Source organism: Saliphagus infecundisoli, from assembly GCF_020177375.1.
Lineage (GTDB): Archaea > Halobacteriota > Halobacteria > Halobacteriales > Natrialbaceae > Saliphagus > Saliphagus infecundisoli.
On sequence record NZ_JAIWHV010000001.1, the window covers coordinates 343,337 to 368,043 of the forward strand.

Annotated in this window: 22 protein-coding genes, 2 tRNA genes and 1 pseudogene; 8 read left to right on the forward strand and 17 right to left on the reverse strand. The window is 68.8% G+C overall.

Annotated features, from left to right (window positions below):
• Positions 1 to 128: 128 nt before the first annotated feature.
• Genes trpG through trpD form a run of 4 tightly spaced genes read right to left on the reverse strand, consistent with a single transcriptional unit; the run spans position 129 to position 4,115 of the window.
• Positions 129 to 773: an anthranilate synthase component II gene (gene trpG, locus LCF40_RS01975; protein ID WP_224827161.1), complete on the reverse strand. Its 645-nt coding sequence runs from the start codon at positions 771 to 773 to the stop codon at positions 129 to 131.
• On the reverse strand, positions 770 to 2,449 hold the full coding sequence (gene trpE / locus LCF40_RS01980; protein ID WP_224827162.1) for an anthranilate synthase component I: 1,680 nt from the start codon (positions 2,447 to 2,449) through the stop codon (positions 770 to 772). The genes trpG and trpE overlap by 4 nt, the downstream gene beginning before the upstream one ends.
• Positions 2,446 to 3,120, reverse strand: coding sequence for a phosphoribosylanthranilate isomerase (locus LCF40_RS01985; protein ID WP_224827163.1), 675 nt, complete (start codon positions 3,118 to 3,120; stop codon positions 2,446 to 2,448). The genes trpE and LCF40_RS01985 overlap by 4 nt, the downstream gene beginning before the upstream one ends.
• A complete protein-coding gene (gene trpD, locus LCF40_RS01990) occupies positions 3,117 to 4,115 on the reverse strand; it encodes an anthranilate phosphoribosyltransferase (protein WP_224827164.1) in 999 nt (332 codons plus the stop codon). The genes LCF40_RS01985 and trpD overlap by 4 nt, the downstream gene beginning before the upstream one ends.
• A 156-nt stretch (positions 4,116 to 4,271) precedes the next feature.
• Here trpD and LCF40_RS01995 point away from each other — a divergent pair.
• Positions 4,272 to 4,346, forward strand: a tRNA-Val gene (locus LCF40_RS01995).
• A gap of 344 nt (positions 4,347 to 4,690) precedes the next feature.
• On the opposite strand, the gene LCF40_RS02000 is transcribed toward LCF40_RS01995, so the two are convergent.
• The 4 genes from LCF40_RS02000 to LCF40_RS02015 form a co-directional block, all read right to left on the reverse strand.
• Complete coding sequence (locus tag LCF40_RS02000) at positions 4,691 to 5,809, reverse strand: inorganic phosphate transporter (RefSeq protein ID WP_114577341.1); 1,119 nt, start codon at positions 5,807 to 5,809, stop codon at positions 4,691 to 4,693.
• 52 nt (positions 5,810 to 5,861) lie between these two features.
• Positions 5,862 to 6,638 carry a YihY/virulence factor BrkB family protein gene (locus LCF40_RS02005; RefSeq protein WP_224827165.1) on the reverse strand — a complete coding sequence of 259 codons (777 nt, stop codon included), beginning with the start codon at positions 6,636 to 6,638 and terminating at the stop codon, positions 5,862 to 5,864.
• A gap of 72 nt (positions 6,639 to 6,710) precedes the next feature.
• Positions 6,711 to 7,439 carry a CAP domain-containing protein gene (locus LCF40_RS02010; RefSeq protein ID WP_224827166.1) on the reverse strand — a complete coding sequence of 243 codons (729 nt, stop codon included), beginning with the start codon at positions 7,437 to 7,439 and terminating at the stop codon, positions 6,711 to 6,713.
• A 29-nt stretch (positions 7,440 to 7,468) separates the two neighbouring features.
• Positions 7,469 to 7,792 (reverse strand): lycopene cyclase domain-containing protein, encoded by a 324-nt coding sequence (locus tag LCF40_RS02015; protein ID WP_114577338.1) that lies wholly within the window; start codon positions 7,790 to 7,792, stop codon positions 7,469 to 7,471.
• Between the two features lie 160 nt (positions 7,793 to 7,952).
• On the opposite strand from LCF40_RS02015, the gene LCF40_RS02020 reads away from it, so the two are divergent.
• A complete protein-coding gene (locus LCF40_RS02020; protein WP_114577337.1) occupies positions 7,953 to 9,110 on the forward strand; it encodes a CBS domain-containing protein in 1,158 nt (385 codons plus the stop codon).
• A gap of 51 nt (positions 9,111 to 9,161) precedes the next feature.
• Positions 9,162 to 11,057, forward strand: coding sequence for a formate/nitrite transporter family protein (locus LCF40_RS02025; protein WP_114577336.1), 1,896 nt, complete (start codon positions 9,162 to 9,164; stop codon positions 11,055 to 11,057).
• Between the two features lie 9 nt (positions 11,058 to 11,066).
• On the opposite strand, the pseudogene radB reads toward LCF40_RS02025, so the two are convergent.
• Both radB and ilvD read right to left on the reverse strand, forming a co-directional pair.
• Positions 11,067 to 11,810: pseudogene (gene radB / locus LCF40_RS02030) on the reverse strand (DNA repair and recombination protein RadB); the annotation flags it as partial.
• A 10-nt stretch (positions 11,811 to 11,820) separates the two neighbouring features.
• A complete protein-coding gene (gene ilvD, locus LCF40_RS02035) occupies positions 11,821 to 13,590 on the reverse strand; it encodes a dihydroxy-acid dehydratase (RefSeq protein ID WP_224827168.1) in 1,770 nt (589 codons plus the stop codon).
• Between the two features lie 81 nt (positions 13,591 to 13,671).
• On the opposite strand from ilvD, the gene LCF40_RS02040 reads away from it, so the two are divergent.
• The gene (locus LCF40_RS02040; protein ID WP_224827169.1) at positions 13,672 to 14,643 is read left to right on the forward strand and encodes a beta-ribofuranosylaminobenzene 5'-phosphate synthase family protein; all 972 of its coding nucleotides are present in this window, start codon (positions 13,672 to 13,674) and stop codon (positions 14,641 to 14,643) included.
• 1 nt (position 14,644) lies between these two features.
• Here LCF40_RS02040 and LCF40_RS02045 read toward each other — a convergent pair whose 3' ends face one another.
• A complete protein-coding gene (locus tag LCF40_RS02045) occupies positions 14,645 to 15,466 on the reverse strand; it encodes a histidine kinase (protein ID WP_224827170.1) in 822 nt (273 codons plus the stop codon).
• Between the two features lie 84 nt (positions 15,467 to 15,550).
• Here LCF40_RS02045 and LCF40_RS02050 point away from each other — a divergent pair, with 84 nt between their 5' ends.
• Positions 15,551 to 15,874, forward strand: a complete 324-nt coding sequence (locus tag LCF40_RS02050) for a transcription factor S (protein ID WP_114577332.1) — start codon at positions 15,551 to 15,553, stop codon at positions 15,872 to 15,874.
• Between the two features lie 9 nt (positions 15,875 to 15,883).
• Here the strand turns inward: LCF40_RS02050 and LCF40_RS02055 are convergent, their stop codons facing one another.
• A complete protein-coding gene (locus LCF40_RS02055) occupies positions 15,884 to 16,138 on the reverse strand; it encodes an amphi-Trp domain-containing protein (protein WP_114577331.1) in 255 nt (84 codons plus the stop codon).
• A 191-nt stretch (positions 16,139 to 16,329) separates the two neighbouring features.
• Between LCF40_RS02055 and ppc the strand changes: the two genes are divergently transcribed.
• Both ppc and LCF40_RS02065 read left to right on the forward strand, forming a co-directional pair.
• On the forward strand, positions 16,330 to 19,020 hold the full coding sequence (gene ppc, locus LCF40_RS02060) for a phosphoenolpyruvate carboxylase (protein ID WP_224827171.1): 2,691 nt from the start codon (positions 16,330 to 16,332) through the stop codon (positions 19,018 to 19,020).
• A gap of 7 nt (positions 19,021 to 19,027) precedes the next feature.
• Positions 19,028 to 19,219: a glycine zipper domain-containing protein gene (locus LCF40_RS02065; protein WP_114577329.1), complete on the forward strand. Its 192-nt coding sequence runs from the start codon at positions 19,028 to 19,030 to the stop codon at positions 19,217 to 19,219.
• A gap of 7 nt (positions 19,220 to 19,226) precedes the next feature.
• Here LCF40_RS02065 and LCF40_RS02070 read toward each other — a convergent pair whose 3' ends face one another.
• Positions 19,227 to 20,177 (reverse strand): AAA family ATPase, encoded by a 951-nt coding sequence (locus tag LCF40_RS02070; protein WP_114577328.1) that lies wholly within the window; start codon positions 20,175 to 20,177, stop codon positions 19,227 to 19,229.
• Positions 20,178 to 20,301: 124 nt separating this feature from the next.
• On the opposite strand from LCF40_RS02070, the gene LCF40_RS02075 reads away from it, so the two are divergent.
• Positions 20,302 to 20,386 (forward strand) — tRNA-Ser (locus tag LCF40_RS02075).
• Between the two features lie 159 nt (positions 20,387 to 20,545).
• Here the strand turns inward: LCF40_RS02075 and LCF40_RS02080 are convergent.
• From LCF40_RS02080 to LCF40_RS02095, 4 genes are all read right to left on the reverse strand, one after another.
• Positions 20,546 to 21,535 (reverse strand): DUF7972 family membrane protein, encoded by a 990-nt coding sequence (locus LCF40_RS02080; protein WP_224827172.1) that lies wholly within the window; start codon positions 21,533 to 21,535, stop codon positions 20,546 to 20,548.
• Positions 21,536 to 21,605: 70 nt separating this feature from the next.
• Positions 21,606 to 21,803 carry a DUF4177 domain-containing protein gene (locus tag LCF40_RS02085; RefSeq protein ID WP_114577478.1) on the reverse strand — a complete coding sequence of 66 codons (198 nt, stop codon included), beginning with the start codon at positions 21,801 to 21,803 and terminating at the stop codon, positions 21,606 to 21,608.
• Between the two features lie 51 nt (positions 21,804 to 21,854).
• Positions 21,855 to 23,210 carry a glutamate-cysteine ligase family protein gene (locus tag LCF40_RS02090; RefSeq protein WP_224827173.1) on the reverse strand — a complete coding sequence of 452 codons (1,356 nt, stop codon included), beginning with the start codon at positions 23,208 to 23,210 and terminating at the stop codon, positions 21,855 to 21,857.
• 251 nt (positions 23,211 to 23,461) lie between these two features.
• On the reverse strand, positions 23,462 to 24,640 hold the full coding sequence (locus LCF40_RS02095) for a redox-regulated ATPase YchF (protein ID WP_114577324.1): 1,179 nt from the start codon (positions 24,638 to 24,640) through the stop codon (positions 23,462 to 23,464).
• Positions 24,641 to 24,707 lie beyond the last annotated feature (67 nt).

Consider the following 24,707-nt stretch of genomic DNA (forward strand, 5'->3'; position numbering starts at 1 on the left):
AATCTCTCCTTCCCTGGGACGGCCGGAGGGCCGTCGCCGCTTCGTGACGGCCTACGCGTCCCCCCGACTTAACGGTTGGTAGAGCGGATCGGAAGTGGTCGGAACGGTCACTTCGACGGGAGACCGGGCTACGGCTCGAGTCCGTCGAGGAAGTTCTCGATCACGTCGTGGCCGACCGCCGTGAGCACGCTCTCGGGGTGAAACTGGACGCATTCGAGTGGGTACTCGCGGTGGCGCACGCCCATCACGAGTTCGGTGCCGTCGTGGTCGGCCGTCGCCGTCACCGTAAAGCACTCCGGCACCGCGGTCGCGATCAGCGAGTGGTACCGGCCCGCGCGAAAGCCCTGCTCGAGTCCCGCGAAGACCCCTTCGCCGTCGTGGTCGACCGCGGAGGCCTTCCCGTGAATCGGTTCGGGCGCCCGTCCCACGGAGCCGCCGTACTCGTAGACCGCGGCCTCCAAGCCGAGACAGACCCCGAGCGTCGGCACCTCCGGACTCACTTCCCGCAGGACCTCCATCGTGAGGCCGACGTCCCGGTCGTTCTTCGGGTGGCCCGGACCCGGACTGATGACGACGGCGTCGGGATCGATTTCCCGAACCGCTTCCAGCGACCCGGTGTTCTTCAGCACTTCCGTCTCGGCGTAGGCGCTGACGTACTCCACCAGGTTGTACGTAAACGAGTCGAAGTTGTCGACGAAGAGGACGGTCCGACGATCCTCGCCGCCGGCGTCGCCTCCCGCCACGTCCTCGAGTTCGTGGGGCGCGGCGCTCATCTTCCCACCTCGGGTTCGGCTTCGGTCTCCCGGTCGGACCCCGCGGGTTCGAACTCCGTCTCGGACCCGCCCTCGCCGTCCTCGATCCGTTCTATGGCCGCGAGCGTCCCGCCCATCTTCTGTTCGGTCTCTTCGTACTCGGCCTCGGGGTCGCTGTCGGCGACCAGGCCCGCGCCCGCGCGGACGGTGATCCGGTCCTCGCTTTCCCCCTCCGGGCCGGCGACCGCTCCGCGTTCGACCGTCGCCGTCCGGATCACGATGGCGAAGTCGGCGTCGCCGGTCCAGGAGTAGTAGCCGACGCCGCCGCCGTACAGTCCACGAGGTTCGCTTTCGAGGTCGTCGATGATCTCCATCGCACGCACCTTCGGGGCCCCCGAGAGCGTGCCCGCGGGGAAGGCCGCCCGGGTCGCGTCGAAGGCGTCGGCATCCGCCGCAAGGGTCCCCGTGACGGTCGATTCGATGTGCTGGACGTGGCTGTATTTGAGGACGTTCATGAACTCCTCGACGCGGACCGACCCCGCCTCCCCGACGCGGCGGACGTCGTTTCGGGCCAGATCGACCAGCATCGTGTGTTCGGCACGTTCCTTCGCGTCGGCGAGCATCTCGCCGGCCAGCCGGCGGTCCTCGACGGGGCTGGCGCCCCGATCACAGGTGCCCGCGATCGGGTTCGAGACGACCGTCTCCCCCCGGACCGAGACGAGCGTCTCGGGACTGGCGCCGACGACCGCGAGGTCGTCGTGCTCGAGGAGATACATGTATGGCGAGGGATTGACCTCCCGGAGCGCCCGGTAGAATCCCAGGGTGTCGACGTCGCCGTACAGCTCTCTGGTCCGCGAGATCACCCCCTGGTAGATGTCGCCGTCGAGGACGTGTTCTTTCGCCCGGCGGACGCTCTCCTCGTAGGCCTCTCGAGGGCCCGCCCGTTCTCCCGACCGGGCGAATCCGCCCGTCTCGGGTTCGGCGGCGTCGGCGAGTACCCCCGCTACCCGTTCGGCCTCCCGTTCGAGGTCGTCGTAGACGCTCTCGGGGTCCGACTCCGGGATGAGGATGGGCGTGAAGACGAGCGAGACGGTGCCCGCGCGCTCGTCGAACGCCAGCGTTCGGGTGGTGAGGACGAACTGGGCGTCCGGAAATCGCGAGTCGGGACGCTCTTTGCCGACCTCGGAGAGCCAGAGGTCGTAGACGGCGTCGTAAGCGAGGAAGCCGACCAGCCCGCCCTCGAGATGCTGGCGGTCGTCGCCGGCCGGGAAGTTCGCTCGCCGGACGTCGGGGAGGGTCGCCCGCAGGGAGTCGACGACGTCGCCCTCCCCGTCCCCCAGGATCCCGACCGGCGCGTCCTCGTTCAGAGCCTCGACCTCGGTTCCCTCGGGACCGACCGTGATCACGGCCTCGGGGTCGTAGCCGACGTACGAAAAGCGAGCGTGGCGGTCGGGCGAGGCCGCGTTCGGCCGGAACGCGCCGTCGGGGTCGCTCGAGGCCGTCTTCTCGGCGCTCTCTAAGAGGAAGGCGTACTCCGAGGGCTCCTCGCCGCCCCCGTCGCGGCCGGTCAGGGCGGCGTACGCTGCCAGAGGGGTCGTCTCGCTTGCGACATCGGCGACGACCCGGACGACGGCGGGGCGCTCGCCGTCGGCGTGGTCGAGAAACGTCGCCCGGTCGAGATCCAGGGCAGGAGTCATCGCTGACCCTCCCCGGGGGCGCCCTCCGCGCCGGTCGCGCGCTCGACGAACGCCTCGACGGCGGCGGGGTCCTTGCGTCCCGGCTCGCTCTCGACGCCGCTGGCGACGTCGACGGCGAACGGCTCGACCGTTCGAACCGCGTCCGTGACGTTGTGGGGCGTGAGCCCGCCCGCGAGCACGACAGGGGCCTCCAGACCCGCGGTCGCCGCCCGCGTGCGCTCCCAGTCGTGGGTCTCGCCGGTGCCGCCGGCGCCCTCCTCGTCGGTCGAGTCGACGATCAGGGCGTCGACTCGCCCCTCGTAGCGCCCGATTCCCTCGAGGTGGTCCGTGCCCACCGAAAGCAGGAGGTCGGCGCCCGCCGCCCGGATCGCCTCGCAGGCGGCGGGGTCGGGCCGGCCGTGAATCTGGATCGCGTCGGGGCCGATCCGCTCGACGAGATCGATCGCGTCCTCCGGATCGTCGGTCATCGTCACGAGAGTCGCAGCTATGAACGGAGGGACGTCCGCGAGGAGGTCCGCCGCCAGTTCGGGGTCGACCTCGCGGGGCGTGTCTACGGGAACCTCCGTGATGACGCCGACCGCGTCGGCGCCGGCCCGGACCGCGCCCGCGACGTCCTCCGGGTGGGTGAGCCCGCAGATCTTCACCCGGGTCCGCGTGCCCTCCCCGTTCATGTGTCGGCTCCCAGTCGGTCGAGGACGGCTCCCGCCCCGCCGGAGTCGATCGCCTCGCGGGCGGCCTCGACGCCCTCCCGGAGGCTCCCCGCTTCGCCGGCGACGTAGATCGCCGCGCCCGCGTTCGCGAGGATCACGTCTCGTTTGGCGCCCCCGAGTTCGCCCGTGACGATCCCCTCCAAGTCGGCGGCGTTCTCTTCGGGAGTGCCTCCGCCGATCGCCTCGATCGGGTGGGTCTCGAGACCGAGATCCGCCGGCTCGACGGTGTACTCCTCGACGTCCTCGCCGTCGAGTTCGGCGACGCTACTCTCGCCGTGGATCGCGATCTCGTCGGTGCCCGAGCCGTGGACGACCAGGGCTCGCTCCACGTCCATCCGCGCGAGCGCCCGGGCGAGCACGGGGACGAGGTCGGGGTCGTAGACGCCGACGACCTGGGCGTCGGCGCCCGCGGGATTCGTGAGGGGGCCGAGCAGGTTGAAGATCGTCCGCATCCCCAGCTCGCGGCGGGGACCGATGACGGCCTTCATCGCGGGGTGGAAGGCGGGCGCGTGCATGTAGCCGATCCCGCGCTCCTCGATGGCGCGCTCGACCGACTCGGGATCGGCCTCGAGATCGACGCCGAGTTCCTCGAGAACGTCCGAACTACCCGACGAGGACGACACCGAGTAGTTGCCGTGTTTGGCGACCGGGACGCCCGCGCCCGCGACGACGATGGCGCTCGTCGTCGAGACGTTGATCGTGTCGTGGTCGTCGCCGCCGGTGCCACAGGTATCGACCAGGGGCTCGCGGTCGGGGTCGATCGTCCGGGCGGCCTCGCGCATCCCCTCGGCGAAGCCGGCGATCTCGGCCTCGGTCTCGCCTTTCGCCCGCAACGCAGCGAGCAGGGCACCGATCTGTGACTCGGTCGCGCCCTCGAAGACCGCCCGGGAGGCGGCCCGAGCCTCCGTCTGTGTGAGGTCGTTGCCGTCGGTGACGTGTTCGACGTGTTCCTGCATAGTGAGACACCAATGTACGTTGTTGTCTTGTAGTGCCCAAATAAGTACATCGTATTAAGCGTGTCGTACCGCGGGGCCGCCTCGCGGGCGTCCGATTCGAAACCTTCAATTACGGCGGCGGCGAATCGAGGGATGCGAAGAACGATACCGGGCGGCGGGTTGGTGGTCTAGTCCGGTTATGACACCTCCTTGACATGGAGGAGATCGGCAGTTCAATTCTGCCCCAACCCATTTTTGGACGATAATTCGAGGAGCGTAGCGACGAGTCCATCGCCCGAAAATGGTAGCCAAAGAATTGAACGACGCGAGTCGCGCGCAGCGAAAGCGCGGTCGCAAAGCGACCGCGAGTGCGAACGGCGAAGCCGTGAGCGAGCACGTCTCGCAGCAGTTCAATTCTGCCCCAACCCACTGATTTTGCGCCGAACGACTCGTGAGGCGCAAATCCGTTACGTTTGGGCGAATTGAACCAGGGAGTGAAGCGGAGCGAAACGACCGTGGTTCGATTCTGCCCCAACCGGTTTCCGGGCGATGACTCGAGGCTCACGGAAGCCGCCGATTCCGGGACGGTGACGCGTTCAGACCAGGAAGATAACCGACGTCACGTAGGCGCCGAACGTCGCGAACGCGGGGATGGTGTGCTGGAGGGCGACGACGCGTGCGGTCGTCCCCGGGTCGAAGTCGATCTCCGCGTCGTCCTCGCCCGGGTTCGGGCCGCTTCCGTCGGTCCGGTGGCCGCCACCGATCATCGAGGCGACGTCCGACCCGTTTCGAAGCGAGCGCCCGAACCCGATGCCGGCGATCGAGAGCGTCGCGATGATGACGAAGCTCGCGGGGATGCCGAGCATCGAAAGGATCACCACGAGGAGCGCACTGACGGGCGCGACGACGACCGCCGCCGGCAGGGGGAGTTCGGTGATCTCGTTGCCGAGCGTCTCCAGGGTCCGGCGGGCGATCGTCAGCGCCCCGGCGGCGACGGCGATCGAACCGAGGACGATCCCGGGGTTGATCTCGACGGAGCCGCTGCCGACCAGCGGCGCGATCACGTTCGCGATGTTCGACGACCCCGAGGAGAAGGCCATCAGACAGCCGACTCCGAGGACGATCCCCCCGCCGACGAGTTCGTCGCTGTGGCTCGCCGAGAGCCGGATCGAGGGGACGGTCCCCGACCGGTCGACCGTGAGGAGGTGGCCGTCGGCCTCGTGGACGTCCATCCACTCCTCGACGCGGGGGTAGTAGTAGCGGCCGATCGCCACGGCGACGCCGAAGCCCACGAGCGGGGCGACGACCCACCAGACGACGATCTCGCCGAGCACCGTCCAGTCGAGGTCGCCGGAGGCCATCCCGAGGCCGGCGATGGCCCCGACGGTCGTCATCGACGTTGAGGCGGGGACCTCGAAGCGGTTGCCGACGAACAGCGCGAGGCCGATAAAGCCGAGGACGACGACGCTGGCCCGGACGGTGAACACGTCCGCGCCCCCGACCAGGCTGTTCCCGAGCGTATCGACCACGCGACGGCCGATCGTCCAGGCGCCGACCCCGAAAAACGCCGCCATCAGCCCACCCGCGAGCCCCTTCGAGACGAGCGAGGCCCCGACGGCCGGCCCGAAGGCGGGTGCCGTCGTCGCGCCGCCGATGTTGAACCCGACGAAGGCGGCCGCGAGGAGGGCGATCGCGAGCAGGAGGAGTTCGCTCATTGATTGCTCTCGATAGCGGGTGCAAATAAGGGTTCGTACCTGCAAGAGCCGGCTACGCCGTCGCGTTGATCGCCCGATCCGAGAGGACGACGTTGACGACGGCACCGAGCGTGATCAGGATGCCGGCGAAGTAGAGCCAGGTGACGAGGACGAGGACCGCGCCGACGGCGCCATAGGCCTCGTACTGGCCGGCGTTGGCTGCGTAGATCTGGAACCCGACCTGGAGGACGACCCAGCCGACCGCCGCGAGTGCAGCACCGGGGAGGGCCTCGCGGACGGTGACCGGGACCGGGGGGAGCCGGTAGTAGATCGGAAGGAAGGCGAAGAAGAGCCCGACGAGTAAGACGGCCCAGCTCAGCAGGCCGGCGAAGGGGATCCGTACGAAACCAATGGCGACGCCCAGCGCGATCATGAGCGCGAGCGCGGCGGCGACCGCGAGGACGGCGATGAGGCCGTCTACGACCTGTTCGACGATCGAGTCGTCGGCCGCGCTCGCATAGACGGTGTCGAACGCCGTGCTCAACCCCCGGAACACCTTGATCGCACCCCAGGCGGCGACCGCGAGCGCGACGACGGTTGCCTCCGCCCGGCCGGACTCGGTGGTCAGGACGTCGGTCAGGAGTTCGTCGCCGGCCGCGGGCATGAGGTCGCCTGCCGACGTGACCAGCCGTTCGGCCAGGTCCTCGCCGCCGACGATCGAGCCGGCGACGATCGCGAGGATGACCAGCGGAATGAGCGAGACGAACGCGTAGTAGGCGAAGCCGGCGGCCAGAAAGGTGATGTCGCGGTCCTGTGCCGTCGCGTAGATCGACGTCAGCGTCTCCCTCATGCCGACGCCTACGCCCCCCCTCGTGATGAGTGTTGGACCTGCATCCCCCCGATGGCCCACGGTGGGCAGTCCTTACCGTACGGTACAGAAGTTGTGTGTCGCGTACACTTCGCCCTCCGCCGAGAGGTAGACGCCGACGCCGCCCCGGTCCCAGCGATCGGAGAGGATCGCCTCGCGGTGGGGCGGGGAGTTCATCCACTGTTCGACGAGGCCCTCCGCGAGCTCCTCGGGCGAGCGATAGCGGACGACGCCACCCTCTGGCTCGCGGACGCGCCGGTCGGCGACGGTCATCGCGATGTTCTCGCCGTAGGCCCGACAGTAGTCGCCGACCTCGCCGAAGCGGTCGAACGGGCTCTCGCCGTCGGGGTTCTCGTGGGCGAAGTACTCGCGCTCGTGCATGTCGGCGCTGTGGGCCCGCGAGACCGAGGCGATCGTCCCGTCCCACTTGAGGGGCTCCAGATCGTGTTCGGCCCGGCGGTCGTTGACGGCGTGGTGGACGAAGTCCTCGACGTCCGCGGAGTCGAAGGTGGCCTGGGTGCCCTCGTAGGCCGAGGCGTTCGGGTCGCCGGGGTCGGTCGTCTCCGGGTTGCGCTCGCCCGCGGGCGGCGGATCGGCGGTGCTGATCGGGTTGGCGTAGGCGTCGAGTTCCGCGACCAGCGTCGGGCCGGCGAGGATCGCGAGGGCGGCGGCCCCGATCAGTGCACAGAGGACGAGCAGCGAGAGGAGGGTTCGGAGGAGGCCGAAGACGCCGAGCAGACCTCGATCGGGGGCGTCGGCCGTCGGTCGGCGAGGACGGTCCATTCGTTCCCAGTTGGTGCCCGTCGAATAAGTCAGTCGTGGTCCGCTTCGTCTCCCGCGACCGAAAACAGCGTCTCGTGAAAGCCGAGCACCAGCCCGGGAACGACGGCCATGAAGAGGTGTTCTTCCAGGGGGATGCCGGCGATCTCGACCCCCGTCCGGAGGTCGATGCTGAAGACGCCGACGGCCAGGGTGTACCGGTCCCAGACGTAGGCGATCGGGTACAGCGCGCCGATCGTGACGGCGGCCCGCCCGAGCGCCCCCGCCCGACGGAGGAGCGAGAAGGCGACGGCTCCCCAGAAGAGTTCGGTGGCGAGGTAGGTGTACCGGCCGAGAACGCTGATGTCGGGTCGCATGGTCGGCGTTCGTTCCGGGGACGAAAAAGCGTGTGCGTCGCGGGTGTGGGGGCGAACGGGGGTCGGCCCGTCCGGGGTCGGCCGGCGGCGTGGCTGGCTCTCCCGTCGACCCAATGGCGGTATCTTAAATATCGTCGCGGGAGTACGTCGAGCCAGATCGATGAATATCTCTGATATCGCGACGACGGAGTACATCGAAGTCGACGTCGGGACGCGGATGGGGAAGGTCCGCTCGACCTTCGAGAACGGCAACCCGAAGGGGATCATCGTCACCGACGACGGCGCCTACGAGGGCGTCATCGGCGAACGGGAGGTCCTCCAGTCCCACGTCGAGGACGACGCGAAGGTCTCGGCGCTCACCAAACCCAGCCGGAACGACCCCGCGCCGAAGGTCGACCGCTACGAGGACGTCCGCGAGGTCGCCCGGATGTTAGTCGAGGGCAACACCAAGGTCGCGCCCGTCTTCGAGAACGACGAGCTCTGGGGCGTCGTCACCGAGGACGCCATCCTCGAGGCGGTCCTCGAGAACCTGGATGCGCTCACGGTCGCCGACATCTACACCGACGAACCCTACACCCTCCGGGAGGACGACGGCATCGGGAAGGCGATCAACCGGCTCCGCGAGCACAACATCTCCCGGATCCCCGTGCTGAACGAGAACGGCTACCTCACGGGAGTCGTCACGACCCACGACATCGCCGACTTCGTCATCCGGGAGAACCACAAGACGACGACCGGCGACCGGGTCGGCGATACCGACCGACTGCTCGACGTTCCCCTCTACGACATCATGGCGAGCCCCGTCGAGACGACGACCGTCGAGACCTCCGGTCGGGAGGCCGTCGAGCGAATGCTCGAGAACGACTACGGCGGGCTCGTGGTCACGCCCGCCGAGGACGACCGGGTCGTCTCCGGCGTCGTCACGAAGACCGACGTCCTGCGGGCGCTCACCTTCACCGAGGAGGAACACATGGACGTCCAGATCACGAACGTCTCCCTGCTCGATACGGTCACCCGAGAGGGGATCGTCGAGGCGATCGAGGAGGTCGCCGACAAGTACGCCGAGATGCAGGTGATGCACGCCCACGTTCGTTTCCACGAACACAAGGAGAAGCTCCGAGGGACGCCGCTGATCCAGTGTCAGATCCGCCTCCGGACGAACAAGGGCCAGATCGCGGGCAGCGGCGAGGGCTACGGTGCCGCCAACGCGTTCCGGGTCGCCATCGACAAGCTAGAGCGCAACGTCTTGGAGAAGAAGGGCGTCCAGAGCGACGAGGAGTACCGGGGCCAGCTCCTCCGGAAGTTAAACGAGCTGTAAGGGCCGCCCAAACGACAAACGATTAGTCGGTCCGGTGACTCGACCCGCTCAATGAGCGACTCCGATCCCGTCGAGGAGCCCGACCGGTCGGGTCCGCCCGATGCGGCCGGCGGCTCCGATTCCTCCGAGCCATCCCCACGCCCCGACCCGGAGCGGGCCCGTTCGAGCGAGGAGGGGACGGTCCGGGACGCCGTCGAACGCTCCAGAAGCGGCGCGCCGGCAGTGGGTGCGGTCGTCCGGGACCGCTTTTCCTCCGACGAGGTCTTCCAGCGCATCGTCGCCGTCGCCGACGAGGAGATCACCTCCGGTGGCCGGGAGCTCTTTTTCAGCGGGCTCGCCGCCGGCTTCGCCATCTCGATTACGTTCCTACTGTACGTCTCGCTGTACGCGTCGACAGACGGCCACCCGATCCTGAGCGCCCTCCTCTACCCTCTGGGATTCGTCTACATCATCATCGGGGGCTACCAGCTCTACACCGAGAACACCCTGCCGCCGGTCGCCCTGACCCTCGAACGGCTCGCGAGCGTTCCCGCCCTCCTTCGCCACTGGCTGATCGTGCTCGCGGGCAACTTCGCGGGCGGAGCCGTCGGCGCGGCCGTGTTGACCTGGGGCGGGGTCTTCGATGAGCCGACGGCGGCGGCGGCGACGTCGATCGCCGAACACGGCATCGAGACGGCGTGGTGGAGCCTCTTTTTCAAGGCCGCCTTCGCCGGGCTGATCGTCGCGGGCGTCGTCTGGATGGTGTACGCCTCCCGCGATACGATCTCGCGGATCGTGGTCGTCTACATGGCCTTTCTCGCGATCCCGGTCGGGAACCTGTTTCACGTCGTGGTCTCTTTCACCGAGATGCTCTATCTCGTCTTCGCGGGGGCGCTCTCGCCGCTGGTCGGACTGACCGAGTTCGTCCTGCCGGTCCTCCTGGGGAACACGATCGGCGGGATCCTGCTGGTCACCGTCGTCAACTACTACCAGACGAGCGAACACCGCCTCGCGTCGGCGCGCTTCGAGGGGGTAGATCGCCGGCTTTCCGTCCAGGAGTGGGTCATGGGAAGCGCCGCCGGCCGGTCGTACGTCCCCCTGATCGACACCGGCGAGACGTCGGTCCCCGACGGCCGATACCGGGTGCTGGTCCCGATCTCGAACCCCCGAACCGAGGCGGGGCTCGTCGAACTCGCCGCCGCCGTCGCCGCCCAGCACGGCCCCGCAGTCGTCCACGTCGCCCACGTCGTCCAGGTGCCCGACGTGAAGTACGGCACCGGCCAGCGCGACCGGATCGTCGCCGAGTCCGAGCGCCTCCTCTCGGAGGTCACCGGGCCGGTCGAGGACCGCGAGGTCGACGTCGAGACGTCGACGGTCGTCTCCCACCGGTCAGTCGAGGAGGTCTTCGAGGCGGCCGACCGCGAGGACGCCGACCTCGTCGTGATGGGATGGGGCCGGGACGACCAGCTCTGGGGCAGCCCCCGCGCCGAGGGCGTCGTCGAGGAACTTACCAGTCGGCTCCCCTGTGACTTCCTCGTGCTCGAGGGATCCGAACTCGACACCTCGCGGATCCTGCTGCCGACCGCCGGCGGTCCCGACTCGGAGTTAAGCGCCGAGGTCGCCCGGACGCTCCGATCCGCGGCGGGATCGGCGGTCACCCTGCTGTACGTCGCAGAGGAGGGCGAACGCGAGGCCGGCGAGGCGTTCCTCGAGGAGTGGGCCGACGACCACGATCTGGCGGACGCCGAGATCGTCGTCGACGACTCCGGGGACGTCGAGCGCGCGATCGCCCGCGAGGCCGAAGCCCACACGCTCGTCCTCCTGGGGGCGACCGAGCGGGGCTTTCTCGCGCGGCTCGTCTCGGAGTCGGTCCACCCGGCGGTCGTCAGCGGCGTCGACTGTTCGGTGTTGCTCGCCGAACGGCCCGGGAACCGGGGCCTGTTCGCGCGGCTGTTCGGCCGGCGGTAGCGAGGGGAGTTACGCCTCGGCGGCGTCGTCGCTCCCCTCGAGGCCCGCGTCGGTGATCCGGAACCGGGCGCTCTCGCCGGCCGGCTTCGAACGGTGTTTTTCCAGCGTCGCCCGGCGGTTCCCGCCCCGAAAGCGCTCGATCCGGAGGATCGTGCCGGTCCAGTGCTCCAAGGTGTTGCCCCCGAGTGCCCGGGTCCGGTCGCTCTCGGAGTCGGGGTCGGCGAACACCTGGTTGGTGAGGACGACCGCGAGGTCGTGTTTGCGCGCCAGCGAGAGCAGGTGGGTGACCTGGCGGGCGACCGCCCGGAGCGCCCCCCCGCCGTCCTCCCTATCGCGCTCGAGGCGGTAGAAGCCGGTCGCGCTGTCGACGACGATCAGGTCCGCCCGGTCGGCGAACGCCTCGCTGTCCCGGACGGCCTCCTCCTGCTCGGCGAAGTCGTGGGCCTCCTCGATGACGATCCGGGACGCGGCGTCGGAGACGTCGTCCGTTCGCGCAGCCAGAAGCTGTTCGAAGCGATCCCCCGAGACGCCCTCGGTGTCGACGAACACCGCGAGCCCGCCGGCGACGGCCGTCTCGACTGCGGCGGCGAGCGCGAGGTTGGTCTTGCCCGCCGCGGGCGGGCCGTAGAGCTGGGTGACGGTCCCGCGCTCGAACCCGCCGCCCAGCAGCGCATCGATCGACTCGCAGCCGGTCGGGATCGCCTCGTCGTTCACGCCCGTCCTTTCGCCGGACCGGGGAAAAAGACCCCGGAACCGGGAGTAGCTATTCCCGTTCGCGAACCAAGCCGGGGTTGGTCACCGCACCGTCGGCCGCCGAGCCGAAGTCCCGGCCGTACTTCGCGAGCACGCCGCCCGCGTAGGCGGGCTCGGGCGGCTCCCACTCCGCTTGCCGGCGGGCGAGTTCGTCGTCGCTCGCATCGACCTCGAGCACCCGTTGTTCGACGTCGATCCGGACGACGTCGCCGTCCTCCAGGAGCCCGATGGGACCGCCGACCGCGGCCTCGGGGGCGACGTGGCCGATCGAGAAGCCGCGGGTGGCACCCGAGAAGCGCCCGTCCGTAAAGAGCGCGACGTCGTCGGCGTGGCCCTGGCCCGCCACCGCGCTCGTGACCCCGAGCATCTCGCGCATTCCGGGGCCGCCGCGGGGTCCCTCGTTGCGGATACAGAGGACGTCGCCGGACTCCACTTTCCCTTCCTGGACGTACTTCATCGCGGGTTCCTCCGCCTCGAACACTCGCACCGGTCCCTCGTGGACCGGGTCCTCCTCGCCCGTGACCTTGATCACCGCGCCGTCGGGCGCGAGGTTGCCCGTGAGGATCCGGATCGCTCCCTGCTCGTCCTTCGGGTCGGAGACGGGATACAGGTAGTCGGCGTCGAGATCCGAGATGGCGGGCGGATCGAGCGCCTCGAGTTCCTCGCCGATCGTGTTCCCCGTGACCGTCATCGCCTCGCCCGCGAGGAGGTCGGCCTCGTAGAGCGCCGACAGGACGACCGGGACGCCGCCGACCTCGTGGAGGTCGTTCATGACGCGCTCGCCGCCGGGCTGGAGGTCGGCGATCTTCGGCGTCCGTCGGGAGATCTCGTCGAACTCCTCGATCGAGAGCTCGACGCCCGCCTCGGCGGCGAGGGCAAGCAGGTGGAGCACGCCGTTGGTCGACCCCCCGACCGCGACCTGGAGGGCGATCGCGTTCTCGAAGGAGGCCTTCGAGAGGAACGTCGAGGGCCGCCGATCGGCCTCGACCGCTTCGACGGCGAGTTCGCCGGCTTCCCGGGCGACCTCCTCGCGTTCTTCGGACTCGGCGGGCGGGCTCGCGCTGCCGAGAGGCGCGAAACCGAGCGCCTCCGAGAGCGAGGCCATCGTGTTCGCGGTGAACATCCCGCCACAGGAGCCGGCGCCGGGACAGGCCTGGCGCTCGAGTTCGTCGAGTTCCTCCGGGCTCATCTCGCCGTCGGAAACGCTCCCGACGCCCTCGAAGACGTTCTGGATCGTCACTTCCCTCCCGTCGTGTTCGCCGGGCATGATCGAACCGCCGTAGAGGAAGACCGAGGGGAGATCCGTTCGGATCGCGGCCATCATCATCCCCGGGAGGTTCTTGTCACAGCCCGCGACGGTAACCAGGCCGTCGATGCGCTCGCCGAAGGCGACGAGTTCGACGCTGTCGGCGATCACCTCCCTGGAGATCAGGGAGGCCTTCATCCCCTCCGTGCCCATCGAGATCGCATCCGAAATGGTGATCGTGCCGAATTCGATGGGCATCCCCCCGCCGCCGTCGACTCCCTCTATGGCGCCGTCGGCGACGTCGTCCAGGTGAACGTTACAGGGCGTGACGTCGGCCGCGGGGTTCGGGACGCCGATCATCGGCGAGCCCATGTCCTCGTCGGTAAACCCCATCGCGCGGAACATCGCGCGGTGGGGCGCGCGCTCGGCGCCCTCGGTGACCTCCCGGCTTCGCAGCTCCTCGGGCTTGCTGTGGTCGAACTCCTCCTCGTCGGCCGGCGGCCCGACCTCCTCCCCGTCCGTGCTCTCGCTCATATCCGGCCGGTGGGTCCCGGGGGACATAAGTCACCCTCCCGAGGCGAAATCCCCTTGCGAGCGGGGGGCCTACGACCGGCAATGACGAGCGTCGCGGTCACGGCGGGCGCGCGGATCCACGTCGGCTTCCAGAACCTCTCGCTTGCCCGCCCGCGCCTCTACGGCGGGATCGGGATCGGGCTTGCCGAGCCCCGGGCCACCGTCCGGGCAGAGCCCGCCGAGGGAGTCGAGGCCGACGACCTCCTCGTGCCCTATGCCCGCCGTGCCGTCGGTCTCCTGAGAGTCCCGGGCGCGGCGGTTTCCCTCGAAGCCGGGCTGGCCCGCCACGCCGGCCTCGGCAGCGGCACCCGACTCGCGCTCGCGACCTACGCGGCCATCGCGCACGCTCACGGGATCGAACCCCGTCCCCGGGAGCACGCCCCCAGTCTCGGCCGGGGCGGGCGAAGCGGCGTCGGCGTCGCGACCTTCGAGGACGGCGGGTTCGTCGTCGACGCGGGCCACCCGACCGAGCGCTTCACGAGCGAGCCGCCCGAGGACGGCGACTGGACGGTCCCCCGGGTCGTCGCCCGCCACGACCTCCCCGAGAGCTGGCGGGTACTCCTCGTGATCCCCGACTCCGAGCCGGGCCGAAGCGGCGAGAGCGAGGACGCGAGCATGCGTCGGGTCGTCGAGCGCGCCGACCCGACCGTCGCCGACGAGATCGCGGGGATCGTCACCCGACGGCTCCTTCCCGCCGCCGCGGAGGGCCGTCTTGAGCCCTTCGGCGACGCCGTGAGCACGATCGGACGGAAGAACGGCGCCTGGTACGCCGACGCCCAGGGCGGGGTCTACCGCCCGCCCGCGGGCGAACTGATCGACGCGCTCGCGGACTGTCCCGCGCTCGTCGGCGTGGGCCAGTCATCGTGGGGCCCCGCCGTCTATGGCTTCGCCGACCGAGAGGAAGTCGGGCGGGCGCGGGAGGCTGCCCGGGAGGCACTCGGGGAGCGAGGTCTCTCGGGACGGGTGCTCGTCTCGGCGGTCGCCGACGGAGGTGCCCGGCTCGAGTCGGGGTGAGCTACAGTTCGCCCGCGATGTGGTCGTCGATCTCCTGAACCGTCTCCGGGTCGGTCGTCCAGAACCCCTCCCAGACCCCCGGCCCGTCCTCGATGGCGACCTGAGCGGCTCCCGTCGGGACCTCCCCGTCGGACTCCTCCACCGTCTCCCCCGTCGGTGGCCGGAAGACGACGAACCACGACCGGCGGTAGGCCGGGCTCGTCCCCCGGTGGACGCTCCCCAGCCGATCGAGGCGCTCGCTCCCGCCCGCGCCGTAGAGGTGGACCGCGAGGTCGGTCCCGGCGAGGGTCTCGTAGGCCTCCCGGGTGCCGACCTCGTCGTCGATCCGCGAGAGCTCCTGGAACGCCGACCGAAGGGTTCCCCTCCCCCGTACCCAGGCCAGGCGCTCGATCCACCGGGAGACGACGATCAACAACAGCTTCTCCTTGCCCGCGCGGGGATATCCCCGCAGACCGAACCGGTGGCCCTCCAGGCCGGCGAACACCGCCGGCAGGCCGACGTCTTCGATCCCGCGGGCGCCGGTCACGAACAGGTCGGAGTTGATCCCCAACACGGCGTCGTACACCGTACTCATCGGCGAGGTCGCCTCGATCCGGTCGCCCTCGAGCAGGACCACCGTCGGCTCGTCCTCGGGGAGCCGGTCGGTCGTTTCGATCCCGTGGGTCTCCGGAGCCGTCTCGACGTCGATCGAGGAGCCGAACGTCTCGGCGAGCATCGCCGCGAGCGGGTCGTCGGCGTCGGCGCCGACGACGACGAGGCGCCGGTCGGGCGGATCGGTACGGGAGACGAACTGCTCGAGGCTCACGCGGATCTCACTCGACACGAACGCCTCTCCCAAAACGTATAAACGTCCCGTCATCCCCTCTCGGGGGAGGGCACTTTTGGGCTTCGACCGCCAACTCCGGCCATGCAGTTTTGCGACGACTGTGGCTCGATGATGAAAGCGGAGGGCGACCGGATGGTCTGTGGCTCCTGTGGCGCCGAAAGCGCCCGCGACGCCGACCGCGAGGCTGAGTTCGTCACCACCGACGAGCAGACGGGAGAGGACGTGATCGAGTCCGAGGAGGGCGCCGATTTCGAGGGCAAACCCCGCGCGACCGACGTCCGCTGTGACGGCTGTGGCAACGAGGAGGCGTGGTACACGATCAAGCAGACCGCCTCCGCCGACGAGGCGCCGACTCGCTTCTTCAAGTGTACCGAGTGTGGGAAGCGGTGGCGCGAGTACAACTGACCTCGCCCGTTACTCGGTCCTCTCCCGGTCGGGTTTCCAGTCCATCCGGATCGTGATCGATTCTCGATTTCCGCGGAGGATCGACCCTCGCTCGCGGACGGTCAGTTCGTAACCGACGTCGTCGGTTGGCTCGAGTTCCACCGTTTTGTTCCCGGTGCGGGCGACGACTTCGCCGCCGGACTCGAACTCCTCGGCCAGGTCGTGGAGGCGGTTTGCGATCTCCTCGCGGGTCATCTCCTCGGGGACCGCGGTCTTCTGTGACATGGCCGCGTCTTGCTCGCGTTTTCCAATAAATCTCCGGCCTACTCGCGACGTCCGACGGAGGGGGAGAGTTCGATCCCATGACTGCGACGAATTCCACATAATCGATGTAGGGCGTCGGAGCGAACCGAAACCGGGCGGCAAACTTTCGCGCGGTAGGGGTATTTTTGATCCGGGGCGCGTAGGGTGCCGGTATGCAACTGCACAACAGGGAGGTACGCCAGGACGTCCGCGAGCTGGGGGCGCTGCTCGGCGACGTACTGGAGGATCAGACCTCCCGGCGGGCGTTCGAGACCGTCGAGTCCTGCCGGACGGCGGCGATCGACTACCGCTCGGGCGAGGCCGACTCGCGTCGCCCGCTCGCGACCGAACTCGAGGGGCTCTCGCCCAACCACCAGCGGGTCGTCGCGCGGGCGTTTACCACCTACTTCGAGCTGATCAACCTGGCCGAGGAACGCGAGCGCGTCCGGTCGATCCGGGAGGGCTCCCAGGAGGACGATCTGGACGATAGCCTCGAGACTGCGGCCGAGGAACTCGCCGAGGAGGACGTCGAGACCGTCGAGGAGATCCTGGACGACGTCCTCATCGAGCCGACGTTCACCGCTCACCCGACGGAGGCTCGCCGAAAGACCGTCAAGGCCAAACTCCGGACGGTCGCGACCCACCTCGAGACCCTCGACGAGCGCCTGCTGACCGACAAGGAGTCGAGCCAGATCTGGCGCGATCTCGACGGCGAGGTCACGAGCCTCTGGCAGACCCCGCAGGTCCGCAAGCGCCAGCCCGAACCCGAAGACGAGGCCAGAAACGTCCAGTGGTACCTCGAGAACACGCTGTTCGACGTCGTCGGCGAGGTGTACGACGAACTCGCCGACGCCCTGGAGACCGAACTCGACGCGACCGTGGACGTCCCCAAGCTGTTCGAGTTCCGGTCGTGGGCCGGCAGCGACCGCGACGGCAACCCCTTCGTGACCCCCGAGGTGACCGCGAACACCCTGGAGCGCCAGCGCGAGGTCATCGTCGAGCGCTACCACGACCAGCTCAAACGCCTTTCCGGAGTCTTGAGCCAGGACGGGAGCCGGATCGACGTCGGCGAGACCTTCGAGGCCTCCCTCGAGGCCGATCGCGAGGACCTCCCGGGGACCGCCCGAACGGCCGAGGAGCGGTATCCCGGAGAACCCTACCGCCAGAAGCTCAGACACATGCGCGAGCGCCTGCGCCGCGTCGGGGACGTCCGGCCCGGCGGGTACGCCGACGGCAAGGAACTCCACGACGACCTGGACGTCATCGCGAAGAGTCTCCGGCAGAACGGCGCGGAGACCGTCGTCGAGGCCCACGTCGATCCGCTTCGTCGACAGGTCGCGACCTTCGGCTTCTCGCTGGCCAGCCTCGACCTGCGGGACCACCGCCAGAAACACACCGACGCGATCGGCGAAGCCCTCGAACGCGACGGGATCGACTACGACGCGCTCTCGGAGGACGAACGCGTCGACCTACTGACCGACGCGATCCTCCAGGACGAGCAGGTGATCGACTTGGAGAACAGGGAGGGACTCACCGAGGAGTCCGCCCGGGTGCTGGAGCTGTTCGACCGCCTCGCCGGCTGGCAGGCCGAGTACGGCGTCCACGCCATCGACACTTACGCCATCTCGATGACCGACGAGCCGAGCCACGTCCTCGAGGTGCTCTTCCTGGCCGACCAGGCCGGGATCGTTTCTCTTCCGGAGCACTGCGGGGTAGACGTCGTCCCCCTGCTCGAGACCGAGTACGCCCTCTCGGGGGCCCGACGGATCATGGGGACGCTGTTCGAGAACGAGGCCTACACCCAGGCCCTGGAGGCCCGCGGGCGAACCCAGGAGATCATGCTGGGGTACTCGGACTCGAACAAGGAAAACGGGTTTCTGGCCGCGAACTGGTCGCTCTACGAGAACCAGCTCCACCTCGCGGAGATCTGTGACGATTACGACGTGACGATGCGGCTGTTCCACGGCCGCGGCGGCTCGATCTCCCGTGGCGGCGGCCCGATGAACGAGGCCCTGCTCGCGTTGCCCAACAGCACGATCACGGGCCAGGTGAAGTTCACCGAGCAGGGGGAGGCCATCGCCGAGAAGTACGGCAATCCACGGATCGCCGAGCGAAACATCGAGCAGATGGTCAACGCCCAGCTTCGGGCGCGAAAGGACGCCATCGAGAACCCCGAAGAGGAGATCGACGAGGAGTGGATCGAGGCGATGGACACGATGGCCGACGCCGCCAGGACGGAGTACCGCGACCTCCTCGAAACGGAGGGGTTCGTCAGCTACTTCGAGGAGGCGACGCCGATCACCGTCATCGAGGACCTCGCGCTGGGCTCGCGGCCGGCCTCCCGGTCGGGCGAGCGAAGCGTCGAGGACCTCCGGGCGATTCCCTGGGTGTTCTCGTGGACCCAGTCGCGGTGCATTCTGCCGGGCTGGTACGCGATCGCCTCGGGGATCGACGCCTATCTGGAGGAGGGAGGCGAGATCGAGACCCTCCGGGAGATGTACGAGGAGTGGCCGTTCTTCCGGACGACGCTCGACAACGCCGCACTCTCGCTCTCGCGGACCGACTTGGAGATCGCCGCGGAGTACGCCGACCTCGCGACCGAGGAGCGCCGGGATCGCTTCTTCCCGCGGCTGACCGAGGAGTACGAACGCGCTGCCGACCTCGTTACCACGATCGGCCGGCGCGAGGACCTCCACACCAGAGACTGGCTCGGCGAGAACCTGGAGCGCCGGAACCCCTACGTGGATCCGCTGAACCTGCTCCAGACCCACCTGCTGGGTCGGACCCACCTGACCGACGTCGAGGAACGGACTCTGCGCCTGACCGTGAAGGGAATCGCCGCGGGGATGAAGAACACGGGCTGACCACCGAATGGCGAACGACACTGACGGCGAACCCGGCGACGCGGACGGCGACACCGATGGGAACGGGCTTGCGGTCGGGATGGGTATCGGGATCGCACTGGGAACCGCGATCGGCGTCGCAACCGACGATCTCGGGCTCTGGCTCGCTCTGGGGGTCGCTCTCGGAGCGGGGATCGGCGCGGCCATGGAGAACGGGTAGTCGGAGCCTACTCGACGGTCGGCACCGGCACCGACTCGAGGACGGAGTCGATAATCCCGCTTTTCTCGACGTTGTTGACGGTCGCGTCGGGGGTAAGCACGAGGCGGTGGGCGAGCGCGGGGCGGGCGACGCGCTTGATGTCGTCGGGGGTGACGTACTCCCGGCCGACGATCGTCGCGTAGGCGCGGGCGGCCTCGAACAGCCGCTGGGTGCCCCGCGGGGAGACGCCGACCTCGACGCGGCCGTCCGCGCGGGTCTCGCGGGCGATTGCGACGACGTACTCCACGAGGTCGTCGTCCACCCGAACGGTCTCTGGCACCCGCCGGAGTTTGGCGACGTCCTCGGGGTCGATGACGGTCTCGACGGTCGGACTCATCGAGTCCCGGCCCCGTCGGCGCTCGATGAGCTCGATCTCGCCTGCCTCGTCGGGGTAGCCCATCGCGGTCTTGACGAGGAAGCGATCGACCTGCGCTTCGGGAAGCGGGAACGTCCCCTCCTGTTCGACGGGGTTCTGGGTCGCGATCACGAAGAAGGGATCGGGGAGCTGGCGGGTCTCGCCGTCGGTGGTCACCTGTCCCTCCTCCATCGCCTCGAGCAGCGCGGCCTGGGTTTTCGGGGGTGCCCGGTTGATCTCGTCTGCGAGCACGACGTTCGCGAAGATCGGCCCCTCGTTGAACTCGAACTCGCGTTCGCGCTCGTTGAAAACGTGGGTGCCGGTGACGTCGGCGGGCAACAGGTCGGGCGTGAACTGGATCCGCGAGAAGGAGAGGCCGAGCGCCGTCGCGAAGCTGTTCGCCGTGAGCGTCTTTCCGGTTCCCGGCACGTCCTCCAGGAGGACGTGGCCGCGGCCGACGACGCCGACGAGGACCGTCTCGAGGAACTCCCGGTCGGCGATCACCGCGGCGCCGATCTCCGAGAGGACGGTCTCGCACTCCGCGCTCGCCTGAGTGACGTCCATGCGAGTGTCTCCGTCTCACGGCGTATAGGTCTTCCCTTCGGTTGTCACGTTCTCCGTGGAGCCGGCTCCCACGCCTGCCCGGAACCGAAACGGCTAACAAGCCGACCCGGCTACCCTCGGGTGAGCCGAGATAGCCTAGCCCGGCCAAGGCGGTAGATTCGAAATCTACTGTCCTCACGGACTCGGGAGTTCAAATCTCCCTCTCGGCGCTTTTCACGACGCACCACGGCGAGCGAAGCGAGCCGCCGCGTCGTGAAAACGCGAACGGCGAGATTTGTACGAAACCGAGGGTCTGCGAACGGAGTGAGCAGGTTCTCGGGGGTGGTTCAAGTCTCCCTCTCGGGGAGCCGTCGGTCGATTCCGTCGAGTCACTCCCGCAGGATCAGCGGCCCGATGGCGGCGGTTCGTTTCGCGATCGTCGCGAGCCGGACGATGTAGCTCGTAAAGAGGAGAAAGGGGAGGACACAGACGGTGTAGGCGAGACAGACGACCCACAGCAGGGCGTCGATCCCGAGGACCGTTCCGGTGACCGTCGAGGTGTCGACGAGAAAGACCATCCCGCCGGCGACCACGATCGCCGGGATCGCCAGCGCGAGGATTCCCTGGGAGAGCTTGACCAGCGACCACTGGAAGTACAGCGTCTTAACGTGCTCGCGGGCGGGCCCGTACATCGCGAGGGCGGTCATCGTCTCCTTGCCCGTCCGGCGTTGCTCGTCGGTCAGGCGCTCGTCGTACTCCGAGAGCAGCCAGCGCAGGTCGTACAGTTTCCGGTCGTAGTTGTAGTTCAACGCCGCGTTCATCACCGAGTACGTCCCGAACTCGGCTTCCTCTAGCTGTTCGGTCGCGGTCTCTGCGTTCTCCAGAAGGTCGGAGACGTAGGCCTCGATCCCCTCGCGAAGCTCCTCGTCGTCGCTTCCCTCGAGCGCGGACTCGAAGGCCCGGGCGCGGTCGCTGGTCGCGTCGATGATCTCCTTCATGAACAGCCCGGGGCTCGCGGGGCTGGGGACGTCGAGGAGGTCGTCGGTGTTCTGGTAGAAGTCCATCGCGCGGTCCATCCGTTCGCGTTGCCCGCCCAGCGGGCCGATCTCCTGGGAGAGCACGAGTTGGTTGATCGAGACGACGAGCGTCGTTCCCGTGATGAGCGCGCCGATCAGGGCCTGGAACGTCGTCTCGACGACGTCCGTCCTCGCCATCAGGCCCCGGATCGAGGGCGACCGCGTGACCCCCCAAATCATCAGCGCGAGGAAGACGCCGGCAGCCAGGGCCGCCGTCAGCAGCCGCCGGTCGGCGTTGAGCACCACCCAGAGGGTGTAGCGGTGTCTGTCGCCGCGTTCGCGCATCGTGTTCGCGGTGCTCATGTCCTTCACGGCGACCGCCCTCCCTCCAGCGATCGGCGACGATCGACTTCCGCTTCCCGATCGAGGACCATTATTCGTCCTCGAGCGGCCGCTCGAAGATCAGGAACTTGGTGCCGCCGCCGTCGTAGGAGACCGTCTCGACGAGTCGCCACCCCTCCCGGCCGAGTTCGGTCATCCGCGTCTCGGGGTTGGCCGACTCCCGCTTCGTGAGCTCGGTCGGCGGCTCGACCGCGCGATACTCCCATCGACGGGGCGCCTCCGTGGACATACCCATCGGTTGGGCGGCCGGGCGTGTGATTCTATCCCTTTCGAGCCGGGATCACTCCGGATCCCGGTCGATGGGCGGATGGAGATAACAGGTATCGACGATCACGAGGATCCCGATGGCCGCCGGAAACAGCAACAGCCCGATCGACCGGAGACCGATCGCGAACGTGACGACCGCCGTCGCCACGAACGCGGCCAGGATGACCCCGAGGGCGACGTCGTAGCGGGTCGCCGTGATCGGTTCCGCCAGAGCCGACAGCGGGTCCGGAACGTCCTCGGGCAGGGGGAGCGCCTCCGACATCGTCACCCGGACCGGGTCACTGCCGGCCGGGACGGCGCGGGGGTCGTGAGAAGGCCGACTTCCCCTTCGAGACGGTCTGCGTACCGGAGCCGGATCCGCCGGGCCTGATGGGTCGTCAGCCGGGAGACGCCCTGGAGATCCATCGAGAGGGGGCGGTAGCTCGCGGGATCGAACCCCATCGCGTCCAGATAGCCCTCGACGGCGGGTGATTCGAGGCCGTCGTCGATCGCCGCTTCCACCGTCCAGCCGGTCGAACTCGGGGACCGTCACGCCGTCGGCGGAAATGCCGAGCTCCCCGCCGATCTCGAGGCCGCCGTCGACCGTCGCCTCCAGGGCGTTCTCGAGGTCGGCGACGAGCCGGAGCAACTGATCGGGCAGGGCGACGTCGGGGCCGCGCCACTCGATCGTGTCGAACTCCTCGCGGACGCGGATCGGCGTCCACGTGGAGTCCTCGGGCGCGAAGTTGGCATCGAAAGCGTCCGGATCGACGCCCTCGGAGAGCGCCGTCGCCCGGAACCCCTCGAAGGAGGCGGCCGTTCGCTCCTCGTGTTCGGCGACGCTCCCGACGTAGGGCCGGAGTCGGCCGAGTTCGGGGTGGTCGCCGTAACAGCCCCGCCGGTAAACGTGGGCGCGCGCGCAGGCGGCGACGTTCTCTCCCCGGTGGTGGGCCGAACTCGAGACGAGCGCGAACGCCGGATCGAGCGCGGTCAGCAGGTTCACCTGGTCGGTCTCGGCGCCGTCGATCCGGTCTACGTGGAGATGGGTGCCCGCACATCGGGTGGCGTTCGCGAAGTCGTCGCCGAGGACCCGGCGCTGGACCTGCGTCCGGGGGCCGTCGTCCGTCCCGATCGGACCCGTGTTGAGCGGCGTCGCGAGGGGAACGAGCCGTCGCCCTTCCTCCCGGGCGACCCGGATCGCCTCCCGGAGCCTGCGGGTGACCTCCCCGCGGAGTTCGGCGACGTCGTCGCAGGGATCGGTGACGACCTCGAGCATCGGATCGGCGCTCTCGGCGTCGAGGTCGTCGATGCGCTTTACGACCGGTGCTGCCGGGGCGAGCGCACCCGTGTCGTCGACGGTCCAGTACTCGAGTTCGAGACTGAGTTGCATTGGTGTGGGTCGGTATGAAACGCGCCTGGCGGTTGCGCCTCGATGCGTCGCCGACGCGGGACCGATCCCGAAAATCGTCGGTGCGTCGTTCGTCTACCCGATCCAACACGAGCCACGGGAAAAGACGCTTGCCTTGAACAGTCAAGCCGATCGCTTCTACGGCGGGTTCGGAGGGGTCAGCGGCGATCTACTGGACGTTCCCGGTCTCTCGCGAGCGGATCGGTCGGCGGAACCGCCTCACGAACGCGCTCTCAGGCCGTACTCACGATCTTGATCACGTCGCCCTCCTCGAGTTCGTACCCCTCGCCGATCTCGCGGGAGGAGCGGGCGTCGACGGCGTGGAGGTAGCCCTCGCCGATGTCGGAGTGGACGGCGTAGGCGAGATCGACCGGTGTCGAGCCCCGCGGGAGCAAGAGGGCGTCGGGGAGGACGGTACCGGTCCCGTCGGTCCACTTCGAGACGTCCTGGACGGGGTAGGCGGTGACGTGATCGAGGAGGTCGTAGACGGCGTAGTCGAGGGCAGCCTGAACCCCCGTCCCCCCGAAGCGGTCCATCGTTTCGGCGAGCCCCGCCAAGGCCTCGCGCTGGGAGTCGCTGACGCCGTCACCGATTACGACCTCCGAATCGCCGGGGTCGTAGTCAACGAGTCCCCCCTCGGCGGCCCGCCGGAGCGCGAGTTCGCCCTCCGCCGTTGTGGGAACGACGGGTTTCTCGAGATCGAGCAGGGCCTCGACGTTTCCCTCGGGCGCGATATCGATCTTGTTGGCGGCGACGACGATCGGCTTCGTCCGTTCGCGCACTTCGCGCGCGAGGGTCTCGCGGTGGTCGTCGGTCCACTGGATCGGGTCCTCGGGGTAGTCGATCTCCCGGAGGACGCGTGCGACCTGGGTCGGTGAGGCGCCGAAGCCCGAGAGCATGTCGGCGAGGGCGTCGTCGATGTCGAAGCCGGGCGAGCGGGACTGGCGTTCGATCCCCTCCCAGTTTCGCTCGACGATCCCCGCGAGCCAGAGGTCCATCTCCTCCTCGATGAAGTCGATGTCCCCCATGGGGTCGTGGCTCCCGACGTCGACCGGCTCCCCTTTCTCCGTGGTCCCCCCCGAGGCGTCGACGACGTTGATGATGACGTCGGCATCCGTGAGCGCGTCGAGAAACTGGTTGCCCAGTCCCTTCCCCTCGTGGGCGCCCGGCACGAGGCCGGCGACGTCGATCAACTCGACGGGGACGTACCGTTTGCCCTCCTCGCAGTTGTCGGCGTCACAGCGCTCCTCGCGCTCGAGGCAGGGACACTCCGTCCGGACGTAGCTCACCCCCCGGTTGGCGTCGATCGTCGTAAACGGGTAGTTGGCGACGTCGACCTCGGCCATCGTCGCCGCGGTATAGAAGGTGGACTTGCCGGCGTTTGGCTTCCCGGCAAGCGCGATCGAGAGCATACTGTCGGTTGCGTACTGGCGGAAAACTGTCTTTCGATCGTCCCACATCCGACGGGCCCACTGGGTT

Bases quoted from the DNA above. Each gene is read 5' to 3' on its own strand.
- LCF40_RS02070 (WP_114577328.1), bottom strand. From the start codon at position 20,177: ATGGACGTCACTCAGGCGAGCGCGGAGTGCGAGACCGTCCTCTCGGAG.
- LCF40_RS02085 (WP_114577478.1), bottom strand. From the start codon at position 21,803: ATGTCCACGGAGGCGCCCCGTCGATGGGAGTATCGCGCGGTCGAGCCG.
- LCF40_RS02080 (WP_224827172.1), bottom strand. From the start codon at position 21,535: ATGAGCACCGCGAACACGATGCGCGAACGCGGCGACAGACACCGCTAC.
- LCF40_RS01985 (WP_224827163.1), bottom strand. From the start codon at position 3,120: ATGAACGGGGAGGGCACGCGGACCCGGGTGAAGATCTGCGGGCTCACC.
- LCF40_RS02095 (WP_114577324.1), bottom strand. From the start codon at position 24,640: ATGCTCTCGATCGCGCTTGCCGGGAAGCCAAACGCCGGCAAGTCCACC.
- ilvD (WP_224827168.1), bottom strand. From the start codon at position 13,590: ATGAGCGAGAGCACGGACGGGGAGGAGGTCGGGCCGCCGGCCGACGAG.
- LCF40_RS02065 (WP_114577329.1), top strand. From the start codon at position 19,028: ATGGCGAACGACACTGACGGCGAACCCGGCGACGCGGACGGCGACACC.
- LCF40_RS02020 (WP_114577337.1), top strand. From the start codon at position 7,953: ATGAATATCTCTGATATCGCGACGACGGAGTACATCGAAGTCGACGTC.
- LCF40_RS02090 (WP_224827173.1), bottom strand. From the start codon at position 23,210: ATGCAACTCAGTCTCGAACTCGAGTACTGGACCGTCGACGACACGGGT.
- trpG (WP_224827161.1), bottom strand. From the start codon at position 773: ATGAGCGCCGCGCCCCACGAACTCGAGGACGTGGCGGGAGGCGACGCC.
- LCF40_RS02010 (WP_224827166.1), bottom strand. From the start codon at position 7,439: ATGGACCGTCCTCGCCGACCGACGGCCGACGCCCCCGATCGAGGTCTG.
- trpD (WP_224827164.1), bottom strand. From the start codon at position 4,115: ATGCAGGAACACGTCGAACACGTCACCGACGGCAACGACCTCACACAG.
- LCF40_RS02055 (WP_114577331.1), bottom strand. From the start codon at position 16,138: ATGTCACAGAAGACCGCGGTCCCCGAGGAGATGACCCGCGAGGAGATC.
- LCF40_RS02040 (WP_224827169.1), top strand. From the start codon at position 13,672: ATGACGAGCGTCGCGGTCACGGCGGGCGCGCGGATCCACGTCGGCTTC.
- LCF40_RS02005 (WP_224827165.1), bottom strand. From the start codon at position 6,638: ATGAGGGAGACGCTGACGTCGATCTACGCGACGGCACAGGACCGCGAC.
- LCF40_RS02050 (WP_114577332.1), top strand. From the start codon at position 15,551: ATGCAGTTTTGCGACGACTGTGGCTCGATGATGAAAGCGGAGGGCGAC.
- LCF40_RS02025 (WP_114577336.1), top strand. From the start codon at position 9,162: ATGAGCGACTCCGATCCCGTCGAGGAGCCCGACCGGTCGGGTCCGCCC.
- trpE (WP_224827162.1), bottom strand. From the start codon at position 2,449: ATGACTCCTGCCCTGGATCTCGACCGGGCGACGTTTCTCGACCACGCC.
- ppc (WP_224827171.1), top strand. From the start codon at position 16,330: ATGCAACTGCACAACAGGGAGGTACGCCAGGACGTCCGCGAGCTGGGG.
- LCF40_RS02015 (WP_114577338.1), bottom strand. From the start codon at position 7,792: ATGCGACCCGACATCAGCGTTCTCGGCCGGTACACCTACCTCGCCACC.
- LCF40_RS02000 (WP_114577341.1), bottom strand. From the start codon at position 5,809: ATGAGCGAACTCCTCCTGCTCGCGATCGCCCTCCTCGCGGCCGCCTTC.